This is a genomic window from Variovorax sp. J31P179, assembly GCF_030316985.1.
GTDB lineage: Bacteria > Pseudomonadota > Gammaproteobacteria > Burkholderiales > Burkholderiaceae_C > Variovorax > Variovorax ginsengisoli_B.
In genome coordinates this window covers 324,823-349,749 of sequence record NZ_JASZYL010000004.1, presented here as the reverse complement: position 1 = coordinate 349,749, position 24,927 = coordinate 324,823, and the positions used below count along the sequence as shown (strand labels likewise).

23 protein-coding genes are annotated in these 24,927 nt (G+C 69.5%); 7 read left to right on the top strand and 16 right to left on the bottom strand.

Features of this window, described 5'->3' with window-relative positions; all coding sequences use genetic code 11:
* Positions 1-7 precede the first annotated feature (7 nt).
* A complete protein-coding gene (locus QTI17_RS12690; protein ID WP_286533518.1) occupies positions 8-1,438 on the bottom strand; it encodes a basic amino acid/polyamine antiporter in 1,431 nt (476 codons plus the stop codon).
* A 229-nt stretch (positions 1,439-1,667) separates the two neighbouring features.
* Here QTI17_RS12690 and QTI17_RS12685 point away from each other — a divergent pair, with 229 nt between their 5' ends.
* On the top strand, positions 1,668-2,399 hold the full coding sequence (locus QTI17_RS12685; RefSeq protein WP_286533516.1) for a carbonic anhydrase family protein: 732 nt from the start codon (positions 1,668-1,670) through the stop codon (positions 2,397-2,399).
* Positions 2,400-2,408: 9 nt separating this feature from the next.
* Here QTI17_RS12685 and QTI17_RS12680 read toward each other — a convergent pair whose 3' ends face one another.
* Positions 2,409-3,635: an MFS transporter gene (locus QTI17_RS12680; protein ID WP_286533515.1), complete on the bottom strand. Its 1,227-nt coding sequence runs from the start codon at positions 3,633-3,635 to the stop codon at positions 2,409-2,411.
* 103 nt (positions 3,636-3,738) lie between these two features.
* Positions 3,739-4,266 carry a single-stranded DNA-binding protein gene (gene ssb, locus QTI17_RS12675; protein WP_286533514.1) on the bottom strand — a complete coding sequence of 176 codons (528 nt, stop codon included), beginning with the start codon at positions 4,264-4,266 and terminating at the stop codon, positions 3,739-3,741.
* A gap of 87 nt (positions 4,267-4,353) precedes the next feature.
* On the opposite strand from ssb, the gene QTI17_RS12670 reads away from it, so the two are divergent.
* The 4 genes from QTI17_RS12670 to atpE all read left to right on the top strand — a co-directional run bounded on the left by QTI17_RS12670 (position 4,354) and on the right by atpE (position 9,510).
* Positions 4,354-5,724: a chloride channel protein gene (locus QTI17_RS12670; RefSeq protein WP_286533513.1), complete on the top strand. Its 1,371-nt coding sequence runs from the start codon at positions 4,354-4,356 to the stop codon at positions 5,722-5,724.
* Between the two features lie 47 nt (positions 5,725-5,771).
* Positions 5,772-8,816 (top strand): excinuclease ABC subunit UvrA, encoded by a 3,045-nt coding sequence (gene uvrA / locus QTI17_RS12665; RefSeq protein ID WP_286533511.1) that lies wholly within the window; start codon positions 5,772-5,774, stop codon positions 8,814-8,816.
* Between the two features lie 197 nt (positions 8,817-9,013).
* Positions 9,014-9,274, top strand: coding sequence for a hypothetical protein (locus tag QTI17_RS12660; RefSeq protein WP_286533509.1), 261 nt, complete (start codon positions 9,014-9,016; stop codon positions 9,272-9,274).
* Positions 9,271-9,510, top strand: coding sequence for a F0F1 ATP synthase subunit C (atpE, locus tag QTI17_RS12655; protein ID WP_286509773.1), 240 nt, complete (start codon positions 9,271-9,273; stop codon positions 9,508-9,510). Before QTI17_RS12660 ends, atpE begins: the two co-directional genes overlap by 4 nt.
* Positions 9,511-9,524: 14 nt before the next feature.
* Here atpE and QTI17_RS12650 read toward each other — a convergent pair whose 3' ends face one another.
* The 5 genes from QTI17_RS12650 to QTI17_RS12630 form a co-directional block, all read right to left on the bottom strand.
* Positions 9,525-10,637 carry an NADH:flavin oxidoreductase/NADH oxidase gene (locus tag QTI17_RS12650; protein ID WP_286533507.1) on the bottom strand — a complete coding sequence of 371 codons (1,113 nt, stop codon included), beginning with the start codon at positions 10,635-10,637 and terminating at the stop codon, positions 9,525-9,527.
* A complete protein-coding gene (locus QTI17_RS12645; RefSeq protein WP_286533505.1) occupies positions 10,634-11,521 on the bottom strand; it encodes an acyl-CoA thioesterase in 888 nt (295 codons plus the stop codon). The genes QTI17_RS12650 and QTI17_RS12645 overlap by 4 nt, the downstream gene beginning before the upstream one ends.
* A gap of 78 nt (positions 11,522-11,599) precedes the next feature.
* Positions 11,600-12,946, bottom strand: a complete 1,347-nt coding sequence (locus QTI17_RS12640; protein ID WP_286533504.1) for an FAD-dependent oxidoreductase — start codon at positions 12,944-12,946, stop codon at positions 11,600-11,602.
* Complete coding sequence (locus QTI17_RS12635) at positions 12,943-13,923, bottom strand: Bug family tripartite tricarboxylate transporter substrate binding protein (RefSeq protein WP_286519858.1); 981 nt, start codon at positions 13,921-13,923, stop codon at positions 12,943-12,945. The genes QTI17_RS12640 and QTI17_RS12635 overlap by 4 nt, the downstream gene beginning before the upstream one ends.
* A 62-nt stretch (positions 13,924-13,985) precedes the next feature.
* On the bottom strand, positions 13,986-14,969 hold the full coding sequence (locus QTI17_RS12630) for a Bug family tripartite tricarboxylate transporter substrate binding protein (protein WP_286533503.1): 984 nt from the start codon (positions 14,967-14,969) through the stop codon (positions 13,986-13,988).
* Between the two features lie 102 nt (positions 14,970-15,071).
* On the opposite strand from QTI17_RS12630, the gene QTI17_RS12625 reads away from it, so the two are divergent.
* Positions 15,072-15,518, top strand: a complete 447-nt coding sequence (locus QTI17_RS12625) for an acyl-CoA thioesterase (protein WP_286509763.1) — start codon at positions 15,072-15,074, stop codon at positions 15,516-15,518.
* 16 nt (positions 15,519-15,534) lie between these two features.
* Here QTI17_RS12625 and QTI17_RS12620 read toward each other — a convergent pair whose 3' ends face one another.
* The 6 genes from QTI17_RS12620 to QTI17_RS12595 all read right to left on the bottom strand — a co-directional run bounded on the left by QTI17_RS12620 (position 15,535) and on the right by QTI17_RS12595 (position 21,988).
* Positions 15,535-16,476 (bottom strand): hypothetical protein, encoded by a 942-nt coding sequence (locus QTI17_RS12620; protein ID WP_286533502.1) that lies wholly within the window; start codon positions 16,474-16,476, stop codon positions 15,535-15,537.
* A gap of 78 nt (positions 16,477-16,554) precedes the next feature.
* Positions 16,555-17,826, bottom strand: coding sequence for a fumarylacetoacetase (fahA, locus tag QTI17_RS12615; RefSeq protein ID WP_286533501.1), 1,272 nt, complete (start codon positions 17,824-17,826; stop codon positions 16,555-16,557).
* A complete protein-coding gene (gene hmgA, locus QTI17_RS12610; RefSeq protein WP_286533500.1) occupies positions 17,823-19,127 on the bottom strand; it encodes a homogentisate 1,2-dioxygenase in 1,305 nt (434 codons plus the stop codon). The genes fahA and hmgA overlap by 4 nt, the downstream gene beginning before the upstream one ends.
* 19 nt (positions 19,128-19,146) lie before the next feature.
* Entirely contained in the window at positions 19,147-19,338 is a 192-nt protein-coding gene (locus QTI17_RS12605; protein WP_286519852.1) for a DUF2783 domain-containing protein, read from the bottom strand.
* A gap of 6 nt (positions 19,339-19,344) precedes the next feature.
* Complete coding sequence (locus QTI17_RS12600) at positions 19,345-21,024, bottom strand: FAD-dependent oxidoreductase (protein ID WP_286533499.1); 1,680 nt, start codon at positions 21,022-21,024, stop codon at positions 19,345-19,347.
* A 4-nt stretch (positions 21,025-21,028) separates the two neighbouring features.
* On the bottom strand, positions 21,029-21,988 hold the full coding sequence (locus tag QTI17_RS12595) for an MBL fold metallo-hydrolase (protein WP_286533498.1): 960 nt from the start codon (positions 21,986-21,988) through the stop codon (positions 21,029-21,031).
* Positions 21,989-22,107: 119 nt separating this feature from the next.
* Here QTI17_RS12595 and QTI17_RS12590 point away from each other — a divergent pair, with 119 nt between their 5' ends.
* Positions 22,108-22,935, top strand: a complete 828-nt coding sequence (locus QTI17_RS12590) for an IclR family transcriptional regulator (RefSeq protein ID WP_286533497.1) — start codon at positions 22,108-22,110, stop codon at positions 22,933-22,935.
* On the opposite strand, the gene QTI17_RS12585 is transcribed toward QTI17_RS12590, so the two are convergent.
* Both QTI17_RS12585 and QTI17_RS12580 read right to left on the bottom strand, forming a co-directional pair.
* Positions 22,916-23,407 (bottom strand): GFA family protein, encoded by a 492-nt coding sequence (locus QTI17_RS12585; protein ID WP_286533496.1) that lies wholly within the window; start codon positions 23,405-23,407, stop codon positions 22,916-22,918. The genes QTI17_RS12590 and QTI17_RS12585 overlap by 20 nt on opposite strands.
* Positions 23,408-23,451: 44 nt before the next feature.
* Complete coding sequence (locus tag QTI17_RS12580; protein WP_286533495.1) at positions 23,452-24,927, bottom strand: DUF1501 domain-containing protein; 1,476 nt, start codon at positions 24,925-24,927, stop codon at positions 23,452-23,454.

Below are 24,927 nucleotides of genomic sequence, written 5' to 3'. Positions count from 1 at the left end.
CCTCACACTACACCGTGATCGAGCCGGACACCAGCGCCCACAGCGCCGCCAGCGCAGCGAGCACCAGCACGCCGAAGACGAGCGTCTCGGGCCCGGTGAAGATCCGCTCCTTCTGCTCGCGCCGGGCGAGGAAGTACAGGATGGTGCCCGGCGCGTAGAGGATCGCCGAGAGCAGCAGGAACTTCAGGCCGCCCGCATACAGCATGCCCGCGGCGTAGAGCGTCGCGATGGCGCCGCGCACCCAGTCGCCCGTGCGCCTGCGGCTGTCCTGCTCGTAGGTCTTGCCGGTCCATGCGAGCTTGAGCCCGTAGGCGGCGACCAGCAGATAGGGGATGAGCGTCATCGAGCTCGTCATCTTCAGCGCCATCGTGAAGGCGTACTCGGCGAACCAGGTCACGAGCAGGAAGAGCTGGATCACGATGTTGGTCAGCCACAGCGCGGCGGACGGCACCTTGTTGGCGTTCTCGCGCGCGAGGAAGCTCGGCATGGTCTGGTTCTTGGCCGCCGAATGCAGCACCTCGGCCGCCAGCAGCGACCACGACAGATAGTTGCCGAGGATCGAGATCAGCAGCCCGACGCTGATGAAGACCAGGCCCCACGGGCCGACGATCGAGGCGAACACGCCAGCCATCGCGGGTGTCGGCAGGGCCTGCAGGTCGGGCCGCAGCAGCACGCCGTACGAGAACATCGTGACCAGAATCAGCAGGCACAGCACGCCCAGGAATCCGAGCACGGTGGCGGCGCCGACGTCCTCGCGCTTCTTGGCGTGGCGCGAATAGACGCTGGCGCCCTCGATGCCCACGAAAACGAACACCGTCACCAGCATGGTGTTGCGGACCTGGCCCGCGACGCTCGACAGGCTGCGCTCCTCGCCGCCCCAGAAATTCCAGGCAAAGATGTCGGCCTTGAAGCCGACGGCGGCGACCACCAGGAAGACCGCGATCGGCACGATCTTGGCCACGGTCGCGATGGTGTTGAGCGCCGCCGCCTCCTTGACTCCGCGCAGCACCAGCACATGCACGCCCCACAAGATCACGGAAGCCGAGACGATTGCGACCGCGGTCGAGCCGTCGCCGAAGACCGGGAAGAACTGGCCCAGCGTGGCCTTGATCAGCACCAGGCAGGCGACGTCGGCCAGGCAGCAGCCGATCCAGTAGCCCACCGCGGACGCGAAGCCGAGGTAGTTGCCGAAGCCGGCCTTGGCATAGGCATAGATGCCGGTGTCGAGGTCGGGCCGTCGCATCGACAGGGTCTGGAAGACCAGCGCGAGCATCAGCATGCCGGTGCCGGCGATGGCCCATGCGATCAGTGCGCCGAGGCCGCCGGTCGAACGGCCGAAGGCCGAAGGCAGCGCGAAGATGCCCGAACCGATCATGGACCCGACGACGAGCGCGATCAGGGCGCCACGCGAAAGCTTCTGGTCTTGCGAAGTGCTCATGCAGGGTCAACAGGGCGGAACCGAAGTGCCCGTCCAACCTCCAGATTTTGTTGTTCTCATGGGTTCCCACGATGTGTCGTGCGCGTCGGCCGAGTCCATGGAACACATCCGGCGGCGAGCATCGATGGCTCGCCAACCTTTGTCAAGCGCGTCTTCTAGCGCCGCGCGCCGGCTGGATTTTCGGCATCGATCGCCGCATCATCGGCCGGACAACCACAGAGGAGCGCCCATGACATCGATCCAGGATTGCTGCGGCCGGCGGAGCTGGCTGAAGGCCGGCGCCGGCACCGGCGCCGCCGTGCTGATGGCCGGCATCGGCCTGCGCACCGAGGACGCCCAGGCCGCCTCGCTGAGCCAGGCCCAGCGCGACGCGCTGACCCCCGACCAGATCATCGAGATGATGAAGCGGGGCAACCAGCGCTTCCGATCCGGCAAGACGACGCAGCACGACTACCTGGCGCAGAAGCGGTCCAGCGCATCGGGCCAGTTCCCAGCGGCGGTGATCCTGAGCTGCATCGACTCGCGCGCGCCGGCGGAGATCATCCTCGACATGGGGATCGGCGACACCTTCAACGCCCGCATCGCCGGCAACATCGCCAACAAGGACCTGATGGGCAGCCTGGAGTTCGCCTGCGCGGCCGCCGGCGCCAAGGTCGTGCTCGTGATGGGCCACACCGCCTGCGGCGCGATCAAGGGCGCCATCGACAACGTGCAGCTCGGCAACCTGACCGGCCTGCTCGACACCATCAAGCCGGCCGTGGCGGCAACGACCTACGCGGGCGAGCGAACCAGCAAGAACGCGGCCTTCGTCGACGCAGTGGCGCGAACCAACGTGCAGCAGACCATCGACACGCTGCGCAGCGGCAGCCCGACCCTCTCGGACCTCGAGAAGAAAGGGCAGATCAAGATCGTCGGGTCGATGTACGACCTGTCGAACGGTGCCGTGACTTTCCTGGGCTAGGGCAAGGCTTCAGCGCCGCCCGCCGGCCAGCCGAAGCGCCTGCGGCCGCTGCCGCAGCCGGTACATCGCCACGCAGCCGAGCAGCGGCCCGACGGCCAGCATGCTGAAGGCGCCGGGCCAGCCGGCCAGGGCCACCACGTCGGGCACCAGGTGGATGCTGACCAGCGTCAGCAGGAAGCCGGTACAGGTCTGGATGGTCAGCAGGGTGCCGACCGAGGCCGGGTCGCCGAGTTCGGCGATGCTGGCCGAGAACTGGGCCGAGTCGGCGATCACGGTCACGCCCCACAGCAGCGCCACCGGAACCACGATCCAGGGCGAGGCCCCCAGCAGCCATCCGATCAGCAGCGCGCAGCTGGCGCTGGCGGCCATGGCGCCGATGGTGACCGCGGTCCGGCCGATGCGGTCGGCCAACAGGCCTCCGCCCCAGGCGCCCAGCATGCCCGACGCCACCGCGGCAAAGGTCCAGAGGCTGGCTTGGTGGGCGGCATCGGGCCGGCCGCTGAGCGCGAAGCTGGCCTGCAGGAACACGGCCAGCCAGGCCCACATCGCATACAGCTCCCACATGTGGCCCAGGTAGCCCAGGTTGGCCAGCCGGACCGCCGGGTCGCGCCAGGCCTGCATGAACTTCGTCGGGTCGAGCCGGGCGGCGCGGGCCATTTGCGGGCCGATCCCGCAGGCCAGCACGGCGACGCCCGCGAGCGCGGCGCAGGCCGCGGCGACGCCGTAGACCAGGCGCCAGTCCAGCCCGCCGCTGGCCGCCAGCAGGTGCGGGCTGGCCGAGCCCAGCGTCAGGGCTCCGACCAGAAGGCCGATCAGCAAGCCGAGGTCGCCCTGGGCCCAGGTCGCCGCCAGCCGCATGCCGACCGGATACACGCCGGCCATGCAGACGCCGGTGAGAAAGCGCAAGGCGTACACAAGCGGGCCGGTCGGCGGCAGGAACACCAGCCAGGCGGTGGCGGCGGCCGCGACCAGCGCCGAGGCCATGAACAGGCGCCTCGGATCGAAGCGGTCGGCCAGCGAGAGCACGGCGCTGAAGATGGTGCCGGCGACGAAGCCGACCTGCAGCGCGCTGGTCAGCAGCGCCGCCGCCTGGGCGCTCACCGCCTGGGTCTGCTTGACGGTCGCGACCACCGAGGCGGAGGAGAACCAGACGGTCATGGCGCCGACCTGGCACAGCAGGAGGATGGCCAGCGAGCGGACCTTGGCGCGGGACGGCGGCGATGGGGGGATCGACATGGCTCCGGCTCCTGGCGGGGGGCGTCAGATCATCGCCGAAATGCGAAGGGCCGGTTCTGGTGGAGAACCGGCCCTTGGGTCTGCGGATCGACGGAGGTCGAGATCAGAACGGGATGTCGTCGTCCATGTCGTCGAAGCCCGACGACGACTTGGCCGGCGCCTGGCGCGCTGCCGGTGCCGCCGCAGGCGCGCGAGGCGCCGCTGCCGGCGGGCGCGAGTAGCCGCCACCGCCACCGCCGCCGCCCTGCGAGTACCCGCCGTCGTCGTCACCGCCACCCGACGGACCGCCCTGGCCCTGGCGGCTGCCCAGCATCTGCATCTGGTCGACGCGGATGTCGGTGGCGTACTTCTCGACGCCGTCCTTGTCGTTGTACTTGCGCGTGCGGATCTGGCCTTCGACGTAGATCTGCGAGCCCTTGCGCAGGTACTGCGCGGCGATCTCGGCCAGCCGGCCGTTGAACACGAGGCGGTGCCACTCGGTAGCCTCGCGCATTTCGCCGCTTTGCTTGTCTTTCCACTTGTCGGTGGTGGCGAGGGTCACGTTGCAGACCTGGTCGCCGCTGGGAAAGGTGCGGGTTTCGGGATCGCGTCCCAGATTGCCGACGAGGATGACTTTATTGACCGATGCCATATGCACTGCCCCTGATGAAGTGGTGAAGGAGAAGGAAAACCCAGGATTGTGCCGCATGCCGCCTGAGACAATCGCTCCACTTTCCCAATGAATCGCGAACCCGACTTCCTCGAGAACCTGCGCGCCGAGTTGTCCGGCGGCCGTCAGTGGCTGGACCGCGCCATCGTGCTGGGCTATGCGGTGGCCGCCGGCCTGTTCGTGGTCGGGTTCACGATCGCCAGCGACCGGGCTTTCGCGCTGTTCCGCGGCTTGTACGGCAGCCATCCGTGGGCGGTGCTGTTGTGGACGCCCGCCGCCACCGCGGCGATCGTCTGGGCCACGCGCCGCTGGGCCCCGGCCGCCAGCGGCTCGGGCATTCCGCAGGTCAAGGCCGCGCTGCACCCGGCGCTGCCGCACGGGTTGCGCAGCCGTTTCGTGTCGCTGCGCCTGACGCTGGCCAAGATCGGCCTGGCGGTCGCCGGCTTCGGCGCCGGGCTGTCGATCGGTCGCGAAGGGCCGGCGGTGCAGGTCGCGGCCGGCCTGCTGCAGCATTCGCGGCGCTGGCTCTCGCCGGGCACCACGATCAACCGGCGCTCGCTGATCCTGGCCGGCGGCGCGGCCGGAATCGCCGCCGCCTTCAACGCGCCCCTGGCCGGCGTGGTGTTCGCGATCGAGGAGCTGTCGGGCCGGATCGAGGCCAAGGCCAGCGGCCTGATCATCACGGCCATCGTGCTGGCCGGCCTGGTGGCGGTCTCGGTGTTCGGCAATTTCAGCTACTTCGGCGTCATCAAGGTGCCCCGCCTGGGCATCGACGTCCTCGGCCCGGGCCTGGGGGTGGCACTGGTCGCGGGCGTGGCGGGCGGTCTGTTCTCCAAGCTGATGGCCAGTTCGCTGACCGCTGCGCCGGAGCGGCTGAACCGCTGGCGCCAGCGCTGGCCGGTGCGATTCGCGGCCGGGCTCGGGCTGGCGGTGGCCGTGATCGGCCTGGCCTCGGGCGGCGCGACCTTCGGCTCGGGCTCCGAGACCGTCAAGGAGCTGCTGGCCGGCCAGGGCGATTTCACGCCGCTGCAGACCCTGCTCAAGTTCATCGCCACCTGGCTCACCGCCTGGTGCGGCGTGCCGGGCGGCATCTTCGCGCCCTCGCTGACCATCGGTGCCGGCATCGGCGAGGGCCTGTCGCAGCTGGCCGGCCCAGCGCTGCGGCCGGCCCTGATCGCGATGGGCATGGCCGGCTTCCTGGCCGCCGTGACCCAGGCGCCGCTGACCGCCTTCATCATCGTGATGGAGATGGTCGACGGCCATTCGATGGTGCTGAGCCTGATGGCCTGCGCGATGGGCGCCAGCCTGGTGGCGCGGATGATCACCCGGCCGCTCTACGAGGTGCTGGCCGACTTCATGGTGAGCCAGGCGATCGGGGCACCGTTGCCGCCGCGGCAGGAAGAGCCCGCGGAATCGGAAGATTCCCCGCCCGTGCCCTGAAAGCTCCGGGGACTTATCATGTCCGGTTGCCCAAAATCGACCGCCCCGTGAATCTCCCCCCCGAAGACGCCTACCTCGGCGCCGTGCTGGCGCAGCAGCGCATCAGCATCCGCGGCGCGCGCACGCACAACCTCAAGAACGTCGACCTCGACATTCCGCGCAACAAGCTGGTGGTGATCACCGGCCTGTCGGGCTCGGGCAAGTCGAGCCTGGCCTTCGACACGCTCTACGCCGAGGGCCAGCGCCGCTACGTCGAGAGCCTGTCGGCCTATGCGCGGCAGTTCCTGCAGCTGATGGACAAGCCGGACGTCGACATGATCGAGGGCCTGTCGCCGGCGATCAGCATCGAGCAGAAGGCGACCAGCCACAACCCGCGCTCGACCGTCGGCACGGTGACCGAGATCCACGACTACCTGCGCCTCCTGTACGCCCGCGCCGGCACGCCCTACTGCCCCGAACACCACCTGCCGCTGCAGGCGCAGACCGTGTCGCAGATGGTCGATGCCGTGATCGCGCTGCCCGACGAGCCGCGGCTGATGATCCTGGCGCCGGTGGCGCGCGAGAAGAAGGGCGAGTTCCTGGAACTGTTCGCCGAGATGCAGGCCCAGGGCTACATCCGCTTCCGGGTCGACGGCCAGACATACGAATACAACGACCTTCCAAAGCTCAAGAAGACCGAGAAGCACGACATCGACGTGGTCATCGACCGCCTGCGCGCCCGCCCCGACATGCAGCAGCGGCTGGCCGAGAGCTTCGAGGCCGCGCTGCGGCTGGCCGACGGCCGCGCGATCGCGCTCGAGATGGCAACGCCGGCGGCCGAGGGCAGCACGCCCGCCGCGCCGCGCGAGCACCTGTTCAACGCCAAGTTCGCCTGCCCGATCTGCCACTACTCGCTGGCCGAGCTGGAGCCGCGGCTGTTCTCGTTCAACTCGCCGGTGGGCGCCTGCCCGAGCTGCGACGGCCTGGGGCATCGCGAGTTCTTCGACCCGGCGCGGGTCGTCGCCTTCCCGTCGCTGAGCCTCGCGAGCGGCGCGATCAAGGGCTGGGACCGGCGCAACGGCTACTACTTCAGCATGCTGGAGAGCGTGGCCAAGCACTACAAGTTCGACATCGACAAGCCCTTCGAGGAGCTGCCGGCCTCGGTCCAGCAGGCCGTGCTGCACGGCTCGGCGCAGGAAGAGATCAAGTTCAGCTACGTGATGGACAGCGGCCAGCAGGCCGGCAAGAAGCTGGTGCGCAAGCACCCCTTCGAAGGCATCATCCCGAACATGGCGCGGCGCTACCGCGAGACCGATTCGACGATGGTGCGGGAAGACCTCTCGCGCTTTCGCAACATGCAGCCCTGCCCCGACTGCGAAGGCAGCCGCCTGCGGCCCGAGGCGCGCAACGTGTTCCTGGTCGACGAGTCCGGGCCCGAGCCCAAGCGCATGGCGATCTACGAGATCAGCCGCGCCACGCTGCGCGACAGCCTCGCCTACTTCCAGCAGCTGCAGCTGCGCGGCGCCAAGGCCGAGATCGCCGACAAGGTGGTGCGCGAGGTCGGGCTCAGGCTCAAGTTCCTGAACGACGTCGGGCTCAACTACCTGAGCCTGGACCGCAGCGCCGAGACGCTGTCGGGCGGTGAAGCCCAACGGATCCGGCTGGCCTCTCAGATCGGCTCCGGCCTGACGGGCGTGATGTATGTGCTCGACGAGCCCAGCATCGGCCTGCACCAGCGCGACAACGACCGGCTGATCGGCACCCTGCGCCATCTGCGCGACATCGGCAACAGCGTGATCGTGGTCGAGCACGACGAGGACATGATCCATGCCGCCGACCACGTGATCGACATGGGGCCGGGCGCCGGCATCCATGGCGGTCGGGTGATGGCGCAGGGCACTTACGCCGAGGTCGCAGCCAGCGCCGATTCGCTGACCGGCCAGTACCTCTCGGGCGCGAAGAAGATCGAGGTGCCGGCGCGCCGCACGCCGTGGCTGCCGGTGGTGGCGACGCGGGCCTTCCACGAAGGCAAGAAGCCGCCGCGCTTTCCGCCCAGCCCCGCCGCCGAGCGCCGCGCGGCGCGCGAAGCGGCGCACCTGGCCTCGCAGACCGACCTGCAGGAGATCCGCGTCATCGGCGCCAGCGGCAACAACCTCCAGGACGTCAGCGTCGCGTTCCCGGTCGGCCTGCTGACCTGCGTGACCGGCGTCTCGGGCTCGGGCAAGTCGACGCTGGTCAACGACACGCTCTACAGCGCGGTCGCGCGCACGCTGTACCGCGCGCATGAAGAGCCGGCCGCGCACGAGGCGATCGAGGGCATCGAGTACTTCGACAAGGTGATCAACGTCGACCAGTCGCCGATCGGCCGCACGCCGCGCAGCAACCCGGCGACCTACACCGGTCTCTTCACGCCGATCCGCGAGCTGATGGCCGAGACCAACACCGCGCGCGAGCGCGGCTACGGGCCGGGCCGCTTCAGCTTCAACGTCGCAGGCGGCCGCTGCGAGGCCTGCCAGGGCGACGGCGTGGTCAAGGTCGAGATGCACTTCCTGCCCGACGTCTACGTGCCCTGCGAGGTCTGCCACGGCCAGCGCTACAACCGCGAGACGCTGGAGGTGCTCTACAAGGGCCGCAACATCGCGCAGATCCTCGACATGACGGTGGAGACCGCGCACGACTTCCTGAAGGCGGTGCCGACCATCGAGCGCAAACTGCGCACCCTGCTCGACGTCGGCCTCAGCTACATCAAGCTCGGCCAGTCGGCGACCACCTTGTCGGGCGGCGAAGCGCAGCGCGTCAAGCTGGCGCTCGAGCTCAGCAAGCGCGACACCGGCCGCACGCTCTACATCCTCGACGAGCCGACCACCGGGCTGCACTTCGCCGACATCGAGCTGCTGCTGAAGGTGCTGCACCAGCTGCGCGATGCCGGCAACACGATCGTGGTGATCGAGCACAACCTCGACGTCATCAAGACCGCCGACTGGGTGATCGACATGGGCCCCGAGGGGGGTGCCGGCGGCGGCACCGTGGTGGGGGTGGGCACGCCGGAAGACATCGCCGCCAACGAAGCCAGCCACACCGGGCGCTACCTGAAGCGCCTGCTGGGTGGTTAGATCATCGCGCCAGCTCGGGAAAATCTTCCATCGACCGGGCGTAGTGACGCCACGTCGCCTCGCGGCGCTGGCGTCGGCGTCGCTCGCGACTCAGGATCCTGGAGACCGACCCACCCGTGAACAAGGCGCAAGAGACATCGAATAGAACGAGCAGCAAGGGCGTCTGACTGCCAGCCAACCCGAAGAACTGAGGGAACATGGTGAAGCAAAAAAGGTTTGACGACGCCGGAATCCGAGCGCAGCCCCTTATTGGGACAGGCGCGGCGCCCCGTCACCATGAGATCAATCCGAAAGCGCTGCTGCGGCAAGCAGTGCGGAAGCTGACCATCGGCCGCGCCATGACCTGCGAGGTCATCGACGCCGCGCAGGGGCTCGGCGACATTGGATGCGAGCCGGGGCCAGGGTGGCACCGGCAGCCACCAGGCCGAACCTTCAAGGCCAACGAAAGCGCATCATGACCGGCTTCGACATCCTCCCCCTCGCAGTGGCCCTCCTCATCGGCATCGCCGCCGTGGGTTCGTGCATCGGCATCGGCATCGTGGGTGCGAAGCTGCTGGAAGGCACGGCACGGCAGCCCGAGCTCAAGGACACGCTGCAGACGCTGTTCTTCCTGATCGCCGGCGTCACCGACGGCGCCTTCATCATCGCCACCGGCATCGGCCTGTGGTTCGCGACCGCCAACCCGTTCAGGTAGCGGCCACTGCGAAGTCAGCGCTGGCCGATGCGGGCGTCCCCGAACAGGGCCTTCAGCTCGCGCGGCTGCGAACGCCAGTACTGCGGCGGCGCCTCGACCTGGGCGCCGAGCTCGGCGGCGGCGCGCCAGGGCCAGTGCGGCTCGAACAGGATGGCACGGGCCAGCGCCACCAGGTCGGACTGCCCGGCCGCGACGATGGCTTCGGCCTGCTGCGGCTCGGTGACCAGTCCGACCGCGATGACCGGCATGTCGACCGCGGCGCGGATGCGCTCGGCCAGCGGCACCTGGTAGCCAGGGCCGACCGGAATCTTCTGCTGCGGCGAGACGCCGCCCGACGACACGTGGATGAAGCTGCAGCCGCGCTGCGCGAGCCCCTGGGCGAAGGCGATGCTCTGGTCGACGTCCCACCCGCCCTCGACCCAGTCGGTGGCCGAGATCCGGACCCCGACAGGCATGCGCTGCGGCACGGCGGCACGCACGGCCTCGAAGACCTCCAGCGGGAAGCGCATGCGCCGCTCGAGGGAGCCGCCGAATTCGTCCTCGCGGCGATTCGCGATCGGGGACAGGAACTGGTGCAGCAGGTAGCCGTGCGCCGCGTGCAGCTCGATGGCATCGAGCCCGAGCGCGTCGGCGCGCTGCGCCGCCCGCACGAAGGCCGCCTTGACGCGCGCCAGGCCGTCGGCATCGAGCGCCGTGGGCGGGGGCTCGCCGGGCGCGTGCGGCAGGGCCGAAGGCGCGACCGTCTGCCAGGCGCCTTCCGCCGGCGCCAGGCACTGGCCGCCTGCCCATGGCACATGGCTGGACGCCTTGCGCCCGGCATGACCGAGCTGGATCGCGACCGGGATGCGCGAATGGCGCCGGATCGCCGCCAGCACCCGCGCCAGCGCCGCCTGGTTGTCGTCGGTGTAGAGGCCGAGGTCGCCGAGCGTGATGCGCCCCAGCGCCTCGACCGCGGTCGCCTCGATGATCAGCAGCCCGGCGCCCGACAGCGCGAGCTGCCCGAGATGGATCAGGTGCCAGTCGGCCGCGTTGCCGTCTTCGGCCGAGTACTGGCACATCGGCGCGATCACGATGCGGTTGCGCAGCGCCAGCGGGCCGAGCGAGAAAGGCGAGAAGAGAAGACTCATGCGCTTTCGGGGCGCCGCACCCGCAGCATCCCCTCCTGGGCGGTGGAAGCGACCAGCCGGCCGTCGCGCGCGAAGATGCTGCCGCGGCACAAGCCGCGGGCACCGCTCGCGCTCGGCGAATCGAGGCTGTACAGCAGCCAGTCGTCGAGCCGGAAATCGCGATGGAACCACATCGCGTGGTCGAGGCTCGCGGGCCGCACCTGGCCGCTCATGAAGCTGAGCCCGTGCGGCCGCATGGCCGCGCCCAGCAGGCCATGGTCCGAGGCATAGGCCAGCAGCGCACGGTGCACGTTGGGGTCGTCGGGCAGCGGCGCGATGGCACGCATCCAGAGCGCGCTCTCGGAGGGCCGCACCGCGGGCGCGAGCAGGTCGTCGGGGTCGACCCGGCGGTATTCGAGCCCGTGCGGCACGAGGCCCTTGTCGCGCCAGCGCGCGGGCAGGCGCTCGCCCATCGCGATGCGCTGCTCGAGTTCGCTCGCCAGGCCCTCCGGGCCGGCCGCGGCGGGCATCGGCAGCTGGTGCTCGACGCCGTCGTCGACGGTCTGGAACGAGGCCGACATCTCGAAGATGATGCGCTCGCCCTGGCGCGCCACCACGTGGCGGGTGGTGAAGCTGCGGCCGTCGCGCACGCGGTCGACCGAATATTCGATCGGCGCATGCTCGCCGGGCAGCAGGAAATAGGCGTGCATCGAGTGGGCCGGCCGGTCGGCTTCGACCGTGCGGCTGGCGGCCATCAGGGCCTGGCCGAGCACCTGGCCGCCGAAGACGGCGGGGGTGCCGATGTCCTCGCTCTGGGCCAGGAAGCGGTCGGCGCCCAGGGTTTCGAGGCGCATGAGATCGACCAGGTCGGCGACGACGCGGGCGGCGGTGGAAGGATCAATCATCGGGGAGGCGGGAAAACGGGAGCCTGCCACGATAGCAAAGACCCGGCCGCCGCGCTGTCCCGCAACGGTCAGCGGATGTCAGCGATCCAGGTCGGCGCCGTCGGCCGCCAGCTTGCGCTGCAGCGCCGGCACCTCGACCTCGGCGAAGCGCCCGGCGCCCAGGGCCGCCGCGGCAGTGCCCGCGGCCTGCCCCATCACGAAGCAGCCGCCGCTGGCGCGCGCCGCCGACTGGCCCTCGTGGGTCATCGAGGCGCAGCGGCCGGCCACCAGCAGGTTGTCGACCCCGCGCGGCACCAGCATGCGCCAGGGCAGCTGGTTGAAGGTGCGCCGCTCGTCGCGCGGAAAGGCCCACTCGATCCGGCCCGCCGCGTGCATTTCCATCGGCCAGGCATTGATGCCGATGCTGTCGTCGAAGCGCGCCGACGACAGGATGTCTTCGCCGCTCAGCGCGTACAGCCCCTCGATGCGCCGGGTCTCGCGGATCCCGACCTGGGGCGCGATCTCGACGATGGCCGACTGCTCGAAGCCCGGCACCTCGGCTTTCAGGAACCTGAAGAACTCGCCGATCTGGCGCCGGCCCTCGACCTCGCCGTCGCTCAGCTGGCGGGCATCGACGCCGTTCATCGCGCCGCCTTCGGCATTGCGGATCTGCGTCACGTTGGCGCGCCATTCGCGCGGGTCGATCTGCGGACGCAGGATCGCGCCCTCGCGCGGAAACCGGTAGGCCTCCGGGTCGCGTTCGCGCACCTGCGCCATCAGGTCGTTGATGGCCTTGAACTCGCCCACCGCGGCCAATGCGCGCGCCGCCTCGACATGGCCGACCCGGAACATGGTCGAGGGGAACAGGCCGCTGCCGTGGCCATCGCCGACCGCGAAGGGAACGCCGGCGAAGGCCGCGACATCGGCATCGCCGCTGCCGTCGACGAAGGCATTGGCGCGGATCGCCTGGCGCCCCGACTTGGTCTCGACCACCAGCGCCGCGATGCGCGCGCCATCCATCACGACCGCGGCAGCCAGCGCGTGGAACAGCAGTTCCACTCCAGCGCCCAGCAGCAGCTGGTCGGCCGCGCACTTGTAGACCGAGGTGTCGTAGGAGCGCACCCGGATGCGGCCCTGCATGCCGTCCTGCGGCTTGTTGAGTCCGCCCAGGGCGTCGATGCGCGCCAGCAGCTCGTCGGCCACGCCGTGCACCAGCTGGGTCATCTCGCCGTCGCGCCGGCCGTAGAGGCCGGCGAAGTTGGTGACGCCGCCCGCGGTGCCCATGCCGCCGAGGAAGCCGTAGCGCTCGACCAGCAAGGTGCGGGCGCCGTGGCGCGCAGCGCTCACCGCGGCAGCGATGCCGGCCGGCCCGCCGCCGACCACGACGACGTCGTACTCGCCGAAGACCGGCAGCGTGCGTTGCGGCTCGACGACTGGCTGGCTCACTGGAGCTTGATGCCGTTGGTCGAGATGATCTTGGTCATGATCGCGGCCTCTTCCTTCACCCGCGCGCGCATGCCGTCGGGCGAGGTGCCGACCGCCTGCCAGCCCTGCTCGAACAGCTTCTGGCGCACGTCGGGCGACTTCATGATGATCGCCAGTTCCTTCGTGATGCGGTCCTGCGCCGTCTTCGACAGGTTGGCCGGGCCGACCAGCGCGGTCCAGACTTCGAGGTTGAAGTCGCGCACGCCCGCGTCCGCCAGCGCCGGCACGTCGGGCGCCAGCGTGCTGCGTCCGCTGGTGAGGCCGACCGCCTTGACCTTGCCGGCCTTGATCTGCGGCAGCGCCACGCCGGGCGGGATCAGCGCCATCTGGATCTGGTTGCCGATCAGGTCGGTCATGACCTGCGGGTTGCCCTGGTAGGGCACGTGCTCGGCCTTCAGGCCCGGCACCTTGCTCTTGAGCAGCTCCATGCCGAGGTGGCCGACCGAGCCGACGCCGACCGAGCCGTAGCTCCACTTGTCGCCGCCCTTGCGCGCGGCGTCGAAGAAGGCGGCGCCGGTCGGCAGGCTCGCCTGGCCCACCAGCACCAGCGGCGCGGTGGCGATCAGCGACAGGTAGGTGAAGTCCTTGCCCGGGTCGTAGGGCAGCTTCGGATACAGCATCTTCGACGAGGTCAGGTTGCCGTTGATGACGATGCCCAGCGTGTGGTCGTCGCTCGCCTTGGCCACCTGGTCGGCCGCGATGTTGCCCGAGGCGCCCGGCTTGTTGTCGACCACCACCGGTTGGCCGAGCGCCTTGGACAGCGGCTCGGCGATGGCGCGGGCCGCGATGTCGGGCGTCGAGCCGCCGGGGAAGCCGACGATCAGCCGGATCGGCTTGGTGGGCCAGGCAGCGCCCTGCGCCGAGGCGGCGAACGGCAGGGCAGCGGTGGCGATGCCGCAGGCGGCAGCGATCAGGAGGGCTCTCTTGGAGGGATGCATGGGGGAAGGAGGAATGAGGAACGAACGAGAACCCGAGGATAGCCCTGTCTTGTAACGAGACGTCATTCGAGGCTGATGTTCCCCCGCCGCACGAGCTCGCCGTAGATCTTCGACTTGACTTCGGCGTTGCGTTCGATCTCCTCGGGCGACCAGGCCAGCGGCTCGAAGGCGAAGGCATCGAAGCGGGCCCGGATCTCGGGGTCGGCGATGACCTTGGCGACATCGGCGTTGATCCGGGCCCGGATCGCCGCCGGCACGCCCTTGGGCGTCAGCAGCGAGACGAAGGAGTTCACCTCCAGCCCGGCCGGGCCGCCGGATTCGGCCATGGTCGGCACGTCGGGCATCTGCGGGATGCGCTTGGGCGCCGCGATCGCGATGTAGCGCAGCTTGCCGGCCTTGTAGATGCCCTGGCTCGACGGCAGGCTGGCGAAGCTCCACGCCACCTCGCCCGAACCCACGTTGGCGAACAGTTGCGAGACCTCGCGGTAGGGCACGTGCTGCATGTGGGTGCCGGTCAGCGACTCGAGCTGCTGGCCGCCCAGGTGGCCTGGGCTGCCGACACCCCACGAGCCGTAGCTGATCTGGCCCGGTTGCGCCTTGGCGGCGGCGACCAGGTCGCCCATGGTCTTCCACTTCGAATCGGTCGGCACCGCGACGAAGAAGGGCGTGCGGAACAGCGAGGCCACCGGATCGAAGTGTTGCAAGGTCACGAAGTTGCGCGACTTGTACAGGTGCGGCAGGGCGGCGATGTGCTCGCTGTCGAGCTGCAGCAGCGTGTAGCCGTCGGGTGCGGCGCGCCGGGCCTGCTCGATCGCGATGAAGCCGCCGCCGCCGGGCTTGTTGTCGACCAGCACGCGCTGGTTCCAGAGCCGGCCGAGCTTGTCGGAGATCAGCCGCAGCACCGCATCGGGCCCGCTGCCGGCGGCGAAGGGCGTGACGATGGTCACCGGCTTGCTCGGGAAGTCCGTGGCCGGCGCCTGGGCCGCCACCGTGGTGGACAGCAGGGCCGCGGCGCCGGCGGCGATCAACGACAGGAGGGATTTCATTTTTTGTCTCGCGATTGTTAAGACAGGCCGGCGCATTTGTATCAGGTCGCCGTGGCGCTCGCATAATCGGCGTCCTCGATCCACTCCACGCCCAGGCCCTCCATGTCGTCCATCACCCTGCGCTTCCTGGCCGAACCCAGCACCGTCAACTTCGGCGGCAAGGTCCACGGCGGCACCGTCATGAAATGGATCGACGAGGCCGGCTACGCCTGCGCGACCAGCTGGTCCAAGCGCTACTGCGTGACGGTCTTCATCGGCAGCATCCGCTTCCATCGCCCGATCATGATCGGCGACCTGGTCGAGGTCGAGGCCCGCCTCGCCTACACCGGCAACAGCAGCATGAACATCTCGGTCGAGGTGCGCAGCGGCGACATGAAGGGCGGCGAGATGCACAAGACCACCGAATGCCTGGTGGTCTTCGTCTCGGTCGACTCCCACGGCCGCACCCTGCCGGTCGACAGCTTCACGCCCGGCACGCCGGGAGAGATGGCGCTGGCCGAGCGGGCCCGCTTGCACCTGGAGGCCACCCGGGCGGCGACCGGGGCCTAGGCCGATCGACGTCGCCTCAAAAACTCACGGCCAGCCCCAGCGAGAACCCCGACACGTTGTTGCCGAACACATAGCGCACCACGGCCCGGATCCGGGTGATGAAGATGTCGTGGGCGCTGGTGTCCAGTTCGAGCCCGGTGCCCAGCGTGGTCAGGCGGTCGAAGCCCAGCACGTCGGCCTGGCTGCCCAGGTAGCGCGAATGGGAGAACTCCAGCACGTAGCGCAGCGGCCGGTCGAAGGCCTGCAGCCCGGTCGGAGCGCGCCAGCGGGCCCACAGGTTGGCGGTGCGTGCCGAGGCGCTGCCCTCCACCGCGGCGCTGCTGCTGCCGTAGGACTTGAGCTCGATGTCCGAATAGCGCAGCTCGACATCGACTTCGTAGTCCTGGCGGTAGTGCTCCCAGTCGAGCATCACGGCGCCGCCGAGCCCATAGGCGTTGAGCGAGCCGCCGTCGAGGAAGTCGAGCTGGCGGTCGGTGACGTTCCGGAGATAGGCCCTGGCGATCTGCAGGTCGCTCGCCACCTTGCCGAGCGAGAAATTGAAGATCGGACGGAAGGCGAGCTCCGGTGCGATGGGGAAGTCCCAGCCGATGCCGGCGGTACCGCTGAACGAATTCCAGCGCGTCGGCAGCTGGCGCGCGTCGACACCGTTGCTGGCGACGAAGACCGGGTCGTAGCGGCTGTAGGCGATCGCGCCCTCGAGGTACAGCGGCAGGCTCTTGCTCACCGTGAAACCGCCGCCCAGCTGCGACATCACGATGCCGGGGTTGCCGCTGGTCGGGTTGGTGATCGACAGGCTGCTCGAGGTCAGGTCCGGCACCGCCTGGTAGGCCATCAGCGCCAGCACCCCGTTGGCATGCTCCTGGATGCGCGAGCCGACGATGTCCAGCCCCTGCGCACAGGCGGTCGCGGGACCCAATGCGCCAGCCATCAGCAGCGCGAACGCCTCGTGCGGTTTCATCGGTCTCGATGGTGCCCGCCGCCCGACGATGCGCAATTGCCCTTTGGTGAGGGGCCGCGACCCCGCACCGCTTTCGGATCAGCCTGCCGCCAGCACCGTCCCGCTGACTTCGCCGAGGCCGATGCGCACCGCGCCCGCACGCTCGCACCAGCCGCGCATCACCAGCGTGTCGCCGTCTTCAAGGAAGCTGCGCTGCTCGCCGTTGGGCAGCACGATCGGCTGCTTGCCGCCGTTCGTGAGCTCCATCAGCGAACCGGCCTCGACCGCCTCCGGGCCGGACAGCGTGCCCGAGCCGAGCAAGTCGCCGGGCTGGAGGTTGCAGCCGTTCACCGTGTGGTGGGCGATCAGCTGGGCCGGCGTCCAGTAGGCGGCGCGGGTGCTGTTGGTCTTCGACAGGCGATGCGGCGCCTCGCCCGCCTCGCGCATCTTCGCGGTCTGCAGCAGCACCTCCAGCTCGATGGAGAACGCGCCCTGGGCGCGGTTGGCCTCCGAGTCCAGGTAGGGCAGCGGCTGCGGATCGTCGGCCGGGCGCTCGAAGGCGGCGCGGAAGGGCGCCAGCGCCTCGGTCGTGACCAGCCAGGGCGACAGCGTGCTGGCGAAGTTCTTCGACAGGAACGGGCCCAGCGGCTGGTACTCCCAGCCCTGGATATCGCGCGCCGACCAGTCGTTGAACAGTGTCACGCCGAAGAGATGGGCCTCGGCCGCACCGATGCCGACGGGCTCTCCCTGCGCATTGCCCTGGCCGACGAACCAGCCGAGCTCCAGTTCGTAGTCCAGCCGCTTCGAAGGACCGAAGCTTGGCACCGCGGCGTCCGGCGCCTTGGTCTGCCCCTGCGGCCGCTTGAAGCGCTGGCCGCTGACGCCGATCGACGAGGCCCGCCCGTGGTAGCCGATCGGGACCCACTTGTAGTTCGGCAGCAGCGGGTTGTCCGGTCGGAACTGCTTGCCGACCGTGGTCGCGTGGTGCACGCTGGTGTAGAAGTCGGTGTAGTCGCCGATGCGGCAGGGCACGTGCATCGTCGCCGCCGACTGGCTGACCAGGGCCGACTCCCATTCCGCCTGCCGCGCGCTGCCTTCGGCCAGCCCCTGGGAGATCAGCGCCCGCAGCGCCGCGCGCTTCTCGGGCGTGGCCGCCATCAGCGCGTTCATGTCGTCGCTGTCGATCAGGCCGGCGCGGCGCAGGTCGAGGATCCGGTCGCCGATCGCGACGCCGATGCGCGGCGCCGCATCGGCGCCATGGCTGAAGCGGCCGAAGGGCAGGTTCTGGATCGGAAAGTCGCAGCCGGCCTGGTTGGCCGAGGCGACCCAGCTGCGCAGCTTCGGGTCGTGGGTGGCGTCGATGGATGTCATGGCTTGAATTGATCTTTGAGGCCGGCCCAGCAGTCGGCATAGTTCTGGTCGAGCGCCGGGCTTTGCATCGCGTAGGCGGTCGGGATGAATCGGAACCGGCTTTCGAACATGAAGGCCAGCGTGTTGTCGAGCTTCTGCGGCTTGAGATCGCTGTGGCTCGCCTTGTCGAAGGCTTCCTCGTCGGGGCCGTGCGGCACCATGCAGTTGTGCAGGCTGGCCCCGCCCGGCTTGAAGCCGCCGGGCTTGGCGTCGTATTCGCCGTAGACCAGCCCCATGAACTCGCTCATCAGGTTGCGGTGATACCAGGGCGGACGGAAGGTGTCTTCCATCACCAGCCAGCGCGGCGGGAAGATCACGAAGTCGCAATTGGCCGTGCCGGGCGTGTCGGAGGGCGAGGTCAGGACCGTGAAGATCGACGGGTCGGGATGGTCGAAGCTGATCGAGCCGATGGTCATGAAGTGCGCGGTGTCGTACTTCACCGGCGCCAGGTTGCCGTGCCAGGCGACCACGTTGAAGGGCGAGTGCGAGGTCGGTGCCGACCAGAAGCGCCCGCCCGACTTCTTCACCAGTTCGTAGGCCCCCGTCGCGTCCTCGAAGGCCGCCACCGGGGCCTGGAAGTCGCGCGCGTTGGCCAGCCCGTTGGAGCCGATCGGGCCCAGCTCGGGCAGCCGGAACTGGGCGCCGTAGTTCTCGCAGACGTAGCCGCGCGACGCTCCGTCGGGGAGATCGACCTTGAACACGACCCCGCGCGGCAGCAGCACGATCTCGCCGGGCTTGACGTCGAGCACGCCCATCTCGGTGGTGACCACCAGCCGGCCCTGCTGCGGCACCACCAGCATCTCGCCGTCGGCGTTGACGAAGGCGCGGCGTTCCATCGAGCGGTTGGCGAGATAGACCAGGGCGCCGATGCCGCTCTGTGCCTCGGCATCGCCGTTGGCGGCCAGCGTGCGCATGCCGTCGACGAAATCGTAGTCGGCACCGTCGAGCGGCAGCGGGGCCCAGCGCAGCGGTTCGGGCGCGAGCGCCATCTCGCGGTCGGCGCCGGTGGTCCAGTGCGACTGCGCATACGCCTGGTAGCGCCCGGCGACCACGGACGGCTGGCGCCGGTACATCCAGGTGCGCCGGTTCTGGTGCCGCGGCGCCGTGAAGGCGGTGCCCGAGATCAGCTCGGGGTAGAGGTCGAAGGGCGCGCGCTGCGGGCTGTTGCGGCCCTGCGGCAGCGCGCCGGCGACGGCTTCGGTGGCGTACTCGTTGCCGAAGCCGCTTTGGTAGCGGCGCTCGGCCGCGGATGCGATCGTCATGGGGAGTCTCTCTGAGGGTTCAACGGGAAGCCGCGGCCGCCTCGAAGGCCTGGCGCAGCACGGCGGTCGAGCCGATATGGTTGGCCAGCACCAGCACCAGGCGGGCGTTGAAGGCGTGGCTCTGGTCGCTCGACAGGCCCTGGTGGGCTTCGATCAGGGCCTCGTAGAAGTCGTCGGGGGCGTCGAGGTTGGGGGTGGTGATCAGGTCCATGGCGGTCTAGCCCTTGGCGAGTGCGCGGTCGCGCGCGGCGCGCACGGCCTCGGGTGTGGGTGCGCGCCAGCGCGCGCAGACATGCTGGTCGGGGCGAAGCAGGTAGACGGTGCCGGACCGGGCGTCGTAGCGCCGGGCGGCGAGTTCGCCCGTACTGCCCGGGGGCACCCGCACGATGTGCAGGGCGACGTCGGCTCGGGCCAGCGCAGCGACGCTGCGCTCGGCCTCGGCGCCGTCACCGAAGACCAGTGCCGTGAAGCGCGTGGCCGCGCCGGCGGGCGGACTCAGTTCGCGCAGCAGCCAGCCGGCGCGGCCATCGGCGCCGGCCAGCGGCGCGTCGGCGGCCGCCGCACCGGGCACCATCGGGCCTTCGAACGCATCCACGTCGGGCGTGTTGAGCGTCGACTCGCGCAGGGTGCTCGGCACCGACAGCCGGCCGCTGTTGACCAGCGCCCGCGCGAAGGCGTGGCGCTTCGACAGCTCCAGAACGGCGTCGCGGAACAGCCGGCTGACCTCGCTCTTGGGCGTGATGAAGTCGGTGGCGCGGGTCGAGTTGCGGATGTTCTCGTCGGCCGCGTACTCGCGCTCGCTGGCATAGCTGTCGAGCAGGGCGTCGGGCGCCTCGCCGCGCAGCACCGCGGCCAGCTTCCAGGCCAGGTTGTCGGCGTCCTGCACGCCGGAGTTGGCACCCCGGGCGCCGAACGGCGACACGCCGTGCGCCGAATCGCCCGCGAACAGCACGCGGCCGTGCCGGAAGCGCTCCATGCGCTGGCAGGCGAAGGTGTAGACGCTGGCCCAGCCGATGTCGAAGCGCACGCCCCGGTGGCCGATGCTGTCGAGCAGCGCGCGCACCCGCGGGATGATGTTCTCGTGCTTGCGCTCCTCGACCGGGTCGGCGTCCCAGCCGAGCTGGAAGTCGACCCGCCACATGTTGTCGGCCTGCTTGTGCAGCAGCACGCTCTGCTTCGGGTGAAAGGGCGGATCGAACCAGAAGCGCCGCTCGGTCGGCAGGTGGGCGTCCATGTTCACGTCGGCGATCAGGAAGCGGTCGCGGAACACCCGGCCCTTGGCCTCCAGGCCCAGCAGCTGCCGCAGGCTGGAGCGCGAACCGTCGCAGGCGGCCACGTGGCCGGCCGCCAGGCGGTACTCTCCCTCGGGCGTCTCGATGGTCAGGAGCGCCTGGTCGGCGCCCTGTTCGATGCCGACCACCTTGTTGCTCCAGCGCAGGTCGATCAGCGGCAGCTCGGCGGCGCGCTCGGCCAGATAGCCCTCGACGTAGTACTGCTGCAGATTGATGAAGGCCGGGCGCTCGTGGCCGGCCTCGGGCAGCAGGTCGAAGCTGTAGACCTGCTCGTCGCCGAAGAACACCCGGCCGACGTTCCACGACACGCCCTTGTCGACCATGCGCCCGGCGCAGCCCAGGCGGTCGAACACCTCCAGCGTGCGCTTGGCGAAGCAGATCGCGCGCGAGCCGGTCGACAGGGTGCAGTCGTTGTCGAGCAGCACCACCGGGACCTGCCGCTGGGCGAGGTCGATCGCCAGCGCCAGGCCCACGGGGCCGGCGCCGACCACCACCACTGGATGGTGGGCCGGTGTCGCGGCATCCTGGTCGGGGTGCCGCTTGTAGTCGAAGCGCAGCGACTGGTAGTCGAGCGATGCCGCGTCGTGCGATGCGAGGCCCTGCATGACCTTAGCCTTCGAGGGCTTTCCACATTTCGATGTCGCGCTCGGCGGTCCAGATGCGCGGATCGGTGTACTTGGTCGCTTCGTCGTAGCAGCGCGTGACGTCGAAGGGCATGCAGTGGTCGAAGATCACCCAGTGGCCGTACTTGGGCTTCAACGCCGCGTAGGTATCCTTGTAGACGGCGTTCAGGTCCTTGCCGGCGGCGACGCCCTTCTGGACATTGGCGTACATGTCCGAGATGAACGCGCGTGTTTCGTCCAGGCCCTTGGCCACTTCATCAGGCGTGGTGAGCGCGGCGCCGCGGCCGGGCACCAGCGCCTTGGGCTTCAGCGCCGCGAGGTTCTCGAGCGTCTTCGGCCAGTCCTTGAAATAGGCGTCGCCGGCATAGGGCGTGGCGCCGAATTCCACCAGGTCGCCCGACAGGAGCGCCTTTTCCCCGGGCAGCCAGACGACCGTGTCGCCCTTGGTATGGCCGCGGCCCAGCTGCAGCAGCTGCACTTCGAGCTTCCCCAGCCACAGCGTCATCTTGCCGGTGAAGGTCATGGTCGGCCAGGTCATGCCGGGCGGCACGGTCTCGACGCCAGCGAACAGGCGCGGGAAGCGGCCGATCTCGCTCGCCTTGTCCTGCTCGCCGCGCTCGACGATCAGGTCGTAGGTGTCCTGGCTGGCGAGGATGTGGTCGGCGCCGTAGGCACTGGCCCCGAGCACGCGCACCGCGTGGTAGTGGGTCAGGACCACGTACTTGATCGGCTTGTCGGTCACCTCGCGGATGCGGCGGATCACGTCGGCCGCCATCGCCGGCGTGGCCTGGGTGTCGGCAACCAGCACGCAGTCGTCGCCGATGACGATCCCGGTGTTGGGGTCGCCCTCGGCCGTGTAGGCCCAGGCGTGCTCCGAAATCTGGCTGAAGGTGATCTTCTTTTCTTCGAGATCGGCCTGGCTGGCGAACTTCTTGGTCTCTGACATCGCGGAGTCTCCTGAAATTTGTCTAAAGTGAATGAATTCGCATGGGACGAATGCGTGCAGTGTAAATCGAGGATCAGTTAATGTCTAATGCCTTCTGTATCAACGAATGACGAAATCCCATGGCGGCTGACTCCGATCGCGCCCAGCGCGGCATCCAGAGCATCGAGGTGGGCGGCCAGCTGCTGCGCGCCCTGGTGCACCATGGCCGGCCGATGGCGCTCAAGGACCTGGCGCGCGAGGCCGAGATGTCCGCCGCCAAGGCGCACCCGTACATGGTCAGCTTCGGCCGCCTCGGGCTGATCGAGCAGGACCGCACCACCGGCCACTATCTGCTCGGACCGCTGGCCTTGCAACTGGGACTGATCAGCCTGCAGCAGGCCAATCCGGTGCACATCGCGACACCGCTGATCGCCGAGCTGGCGCAGCAGATCGGCCACACGGTGGCGATCGCGGTCTGGGGCGACCGCGGCGCGACCATCGTGCGGATCGCCGAATCGCCGGCCCCGCTGCACGTCAACATGCGCCACGGGACGGTGTTCTCGCTCACCCACACGGCCTCGGGGCGGCTCTTCGGCGCCTACCTCGACCCGGAAGTGGTGCGCGGCCTGCTGGAGCAGGAGCGCCAGCGCGAGCAGAAAGGCGCCGCGCAGCCGCCACAGCGTGGCATGCCGCCGGCCCAGCGGCTGCCCGGCTGGCCGGCCTTCGAGGCGCAGCTGCACGAGGTGCGGGCCCACGGCCTGAGCCGCTCCGAAGGCGAGATCCTGCCGGGCATCAGCGCGATGTCGGCGCCGGTGTTCGACAGCACGGGCGCGATCGTGCTGGCGGTCACCGCCATCGGACCGGCAGCGATCTTCGACACCCGCTGGGACGGCGAGATCGCCGTGGCGCTCAAGGCCTGCGCCGACCAGGTGTCGCAGCGTCTCGGGGCTACCCCTTCAAGGCCTTGAGCCGATCGATGCTGGCCGCCGGCCAGTGCTCGGAGCGGCGGTAGTACTCGGCCACGGCCGGTGTGCCCGGCGGCAGCAGCACCCAGGGCTGCTTCGACATCGTGAAGATGTGGATGTCGGGCGGCAGCAGGTCGGGGTCGTCGAGCGTGCCGACGCGCACGAAGCTGACCGCGTCGCCGCTGCCGGCGTAGTGGCTCCAGAGCGCGATGCGGCAGCGGGCACAGCGCACGATGGACTGGCCCTTGCCGCTGGCCGACGGCGTCTGCACGCGCTCGGTTTCGCCTGCGAGCAACTGCACGCGGTCGGCCTCGATCATCGCGTTGAGCGCGAACGCCGAGCCGCTCTCGCGCTGGCACCAGCGGCAATGGCAGCAGTGCACGAACAGCGGCGCGCTGGCCATGCGGTAGCGGACCGCACGGCAGGTGCAGCCGCCCTCGATCGGAAAGGAATCCGGGTGGACGGGATCGGTCATCGGGCAAGTCTCCGGCGCTGGGACCCGCAGATTACACCGCGGCCTCAGGCCATGAAGCCGACGTTCTTCGGATACTCGATGCCGTTGAAATTGCCGCCGAAGTTCTTCAGGTTCGGCAGGATGCCCGGCAGCTCGGCGTCGGGCACGCCGAACCACTTGGCGAGCGTGGCGCCGTACTGGTCGACCGAGGTGGTCGGGATCAGGCGGCCCTGCCCCACGTGGCCTTCGTAGCCCGCCAGCTTGGGGTCGTTGTTGATGCTGACCACCTGCGGCGTGCCGTAGAACGCCTTGCCGTTGACCGCGCCCCCGACCACGAAGTGATGGCCGCCCCAGCCATGGTCGGAGCCGTCGCCGTTGCTGGCCAGCGTGCGGCCGAAGTCCGAGGCGGTGAAGGCCGTGACCTTGTCGGCCAGGCCCTGGGCGACCATCTGCCGATGGAAGGCGGCCATGGCATCGCTCAGCTGCTGCATCAGGCCTGGCTGGTTGGCGATCAGGTTGTCGTGCAGGTCGAAGCCGCCCATCGAGACGAAGAACACCTGCCGCTTGGCGCCCAGGGTGCTGCGGCCGCGGATCAGCCGCGCGACCATCTTGAGCTGGTTCGCGAGTCCGGTGTTGAGCGAGCCGAAGGTGTCGGTCGCGAAGGTCGCGGTCTGGATCGCGCTGGTGACCGTGGTCTCGGCCTGGACCGCGCGCTGGGTCACCTTGTTGTATTCGTTCTCCAGCGTGTGGCCGCGGGTTTCCTGCGCCAGCTGCGCCATCGCCGCCTTGACGCTGCTGGAGCCGTAGGTGGTGCCGTCCTTGATGCTGCGGATGCCGACCGCGCCGCTGGTGCTGACCTGGTATTGCAGGGCCTGGTCGCCCGACAGGAACACGGCGTTGCCGGCGACCGAGATGCAGGTGAACAGCGCGTTGGTGTTCTGCCGCTGGTCCAGCACCAGGTCGCCGACGTTGCCGCCCCAGCCCACGGTCGAGCCCTCGGGCGAGGACGACTGCCAGGTCGACTGCTGGTCGTTGTGCGAGAACAGCTTGGGCGGCTGCGGGTAGAGCTTCTTGTTGCTGTTGTTGTACTGGGCGCGGGTCAGCGGCACCACCAGCGGGCCGACGTTGAGCTGCACCGCGACCTTGCCGTCGGTGTTGAACAGGCCGGCGAGCTGCGTCATCGACGGGTGCAGAGCGTACTGGCGGCCGTCGGGCAGCGCCACGGTCGGCACCAGCAGCGTGGCGGCGAGCGCGTCCTTGGCGATCGCCACCCCGCCCGCGCCCTGCGGCACGCGGATCGTGCTGTAGGCGTTGTAGCTCGGGTCGTCGTAGGTGATGACGGTGTTCGCGTAGTCGTTGCCGCCGAACAGGAAGACGCAGACCAGCGCCTTGTAGTCGTCGGCGGGGGCGGCCTGCGCCGCCGCCTCGCCCATCGCGGCCAGGTTGAGGGCGAAGGGCAGCGCGGTGCCGGCCATCGCCAGCTGGCCGGAGCGGCGCAGGAAGGCACGTCGCGTGTGCGCGGCAGGATCGATCAGGTACAT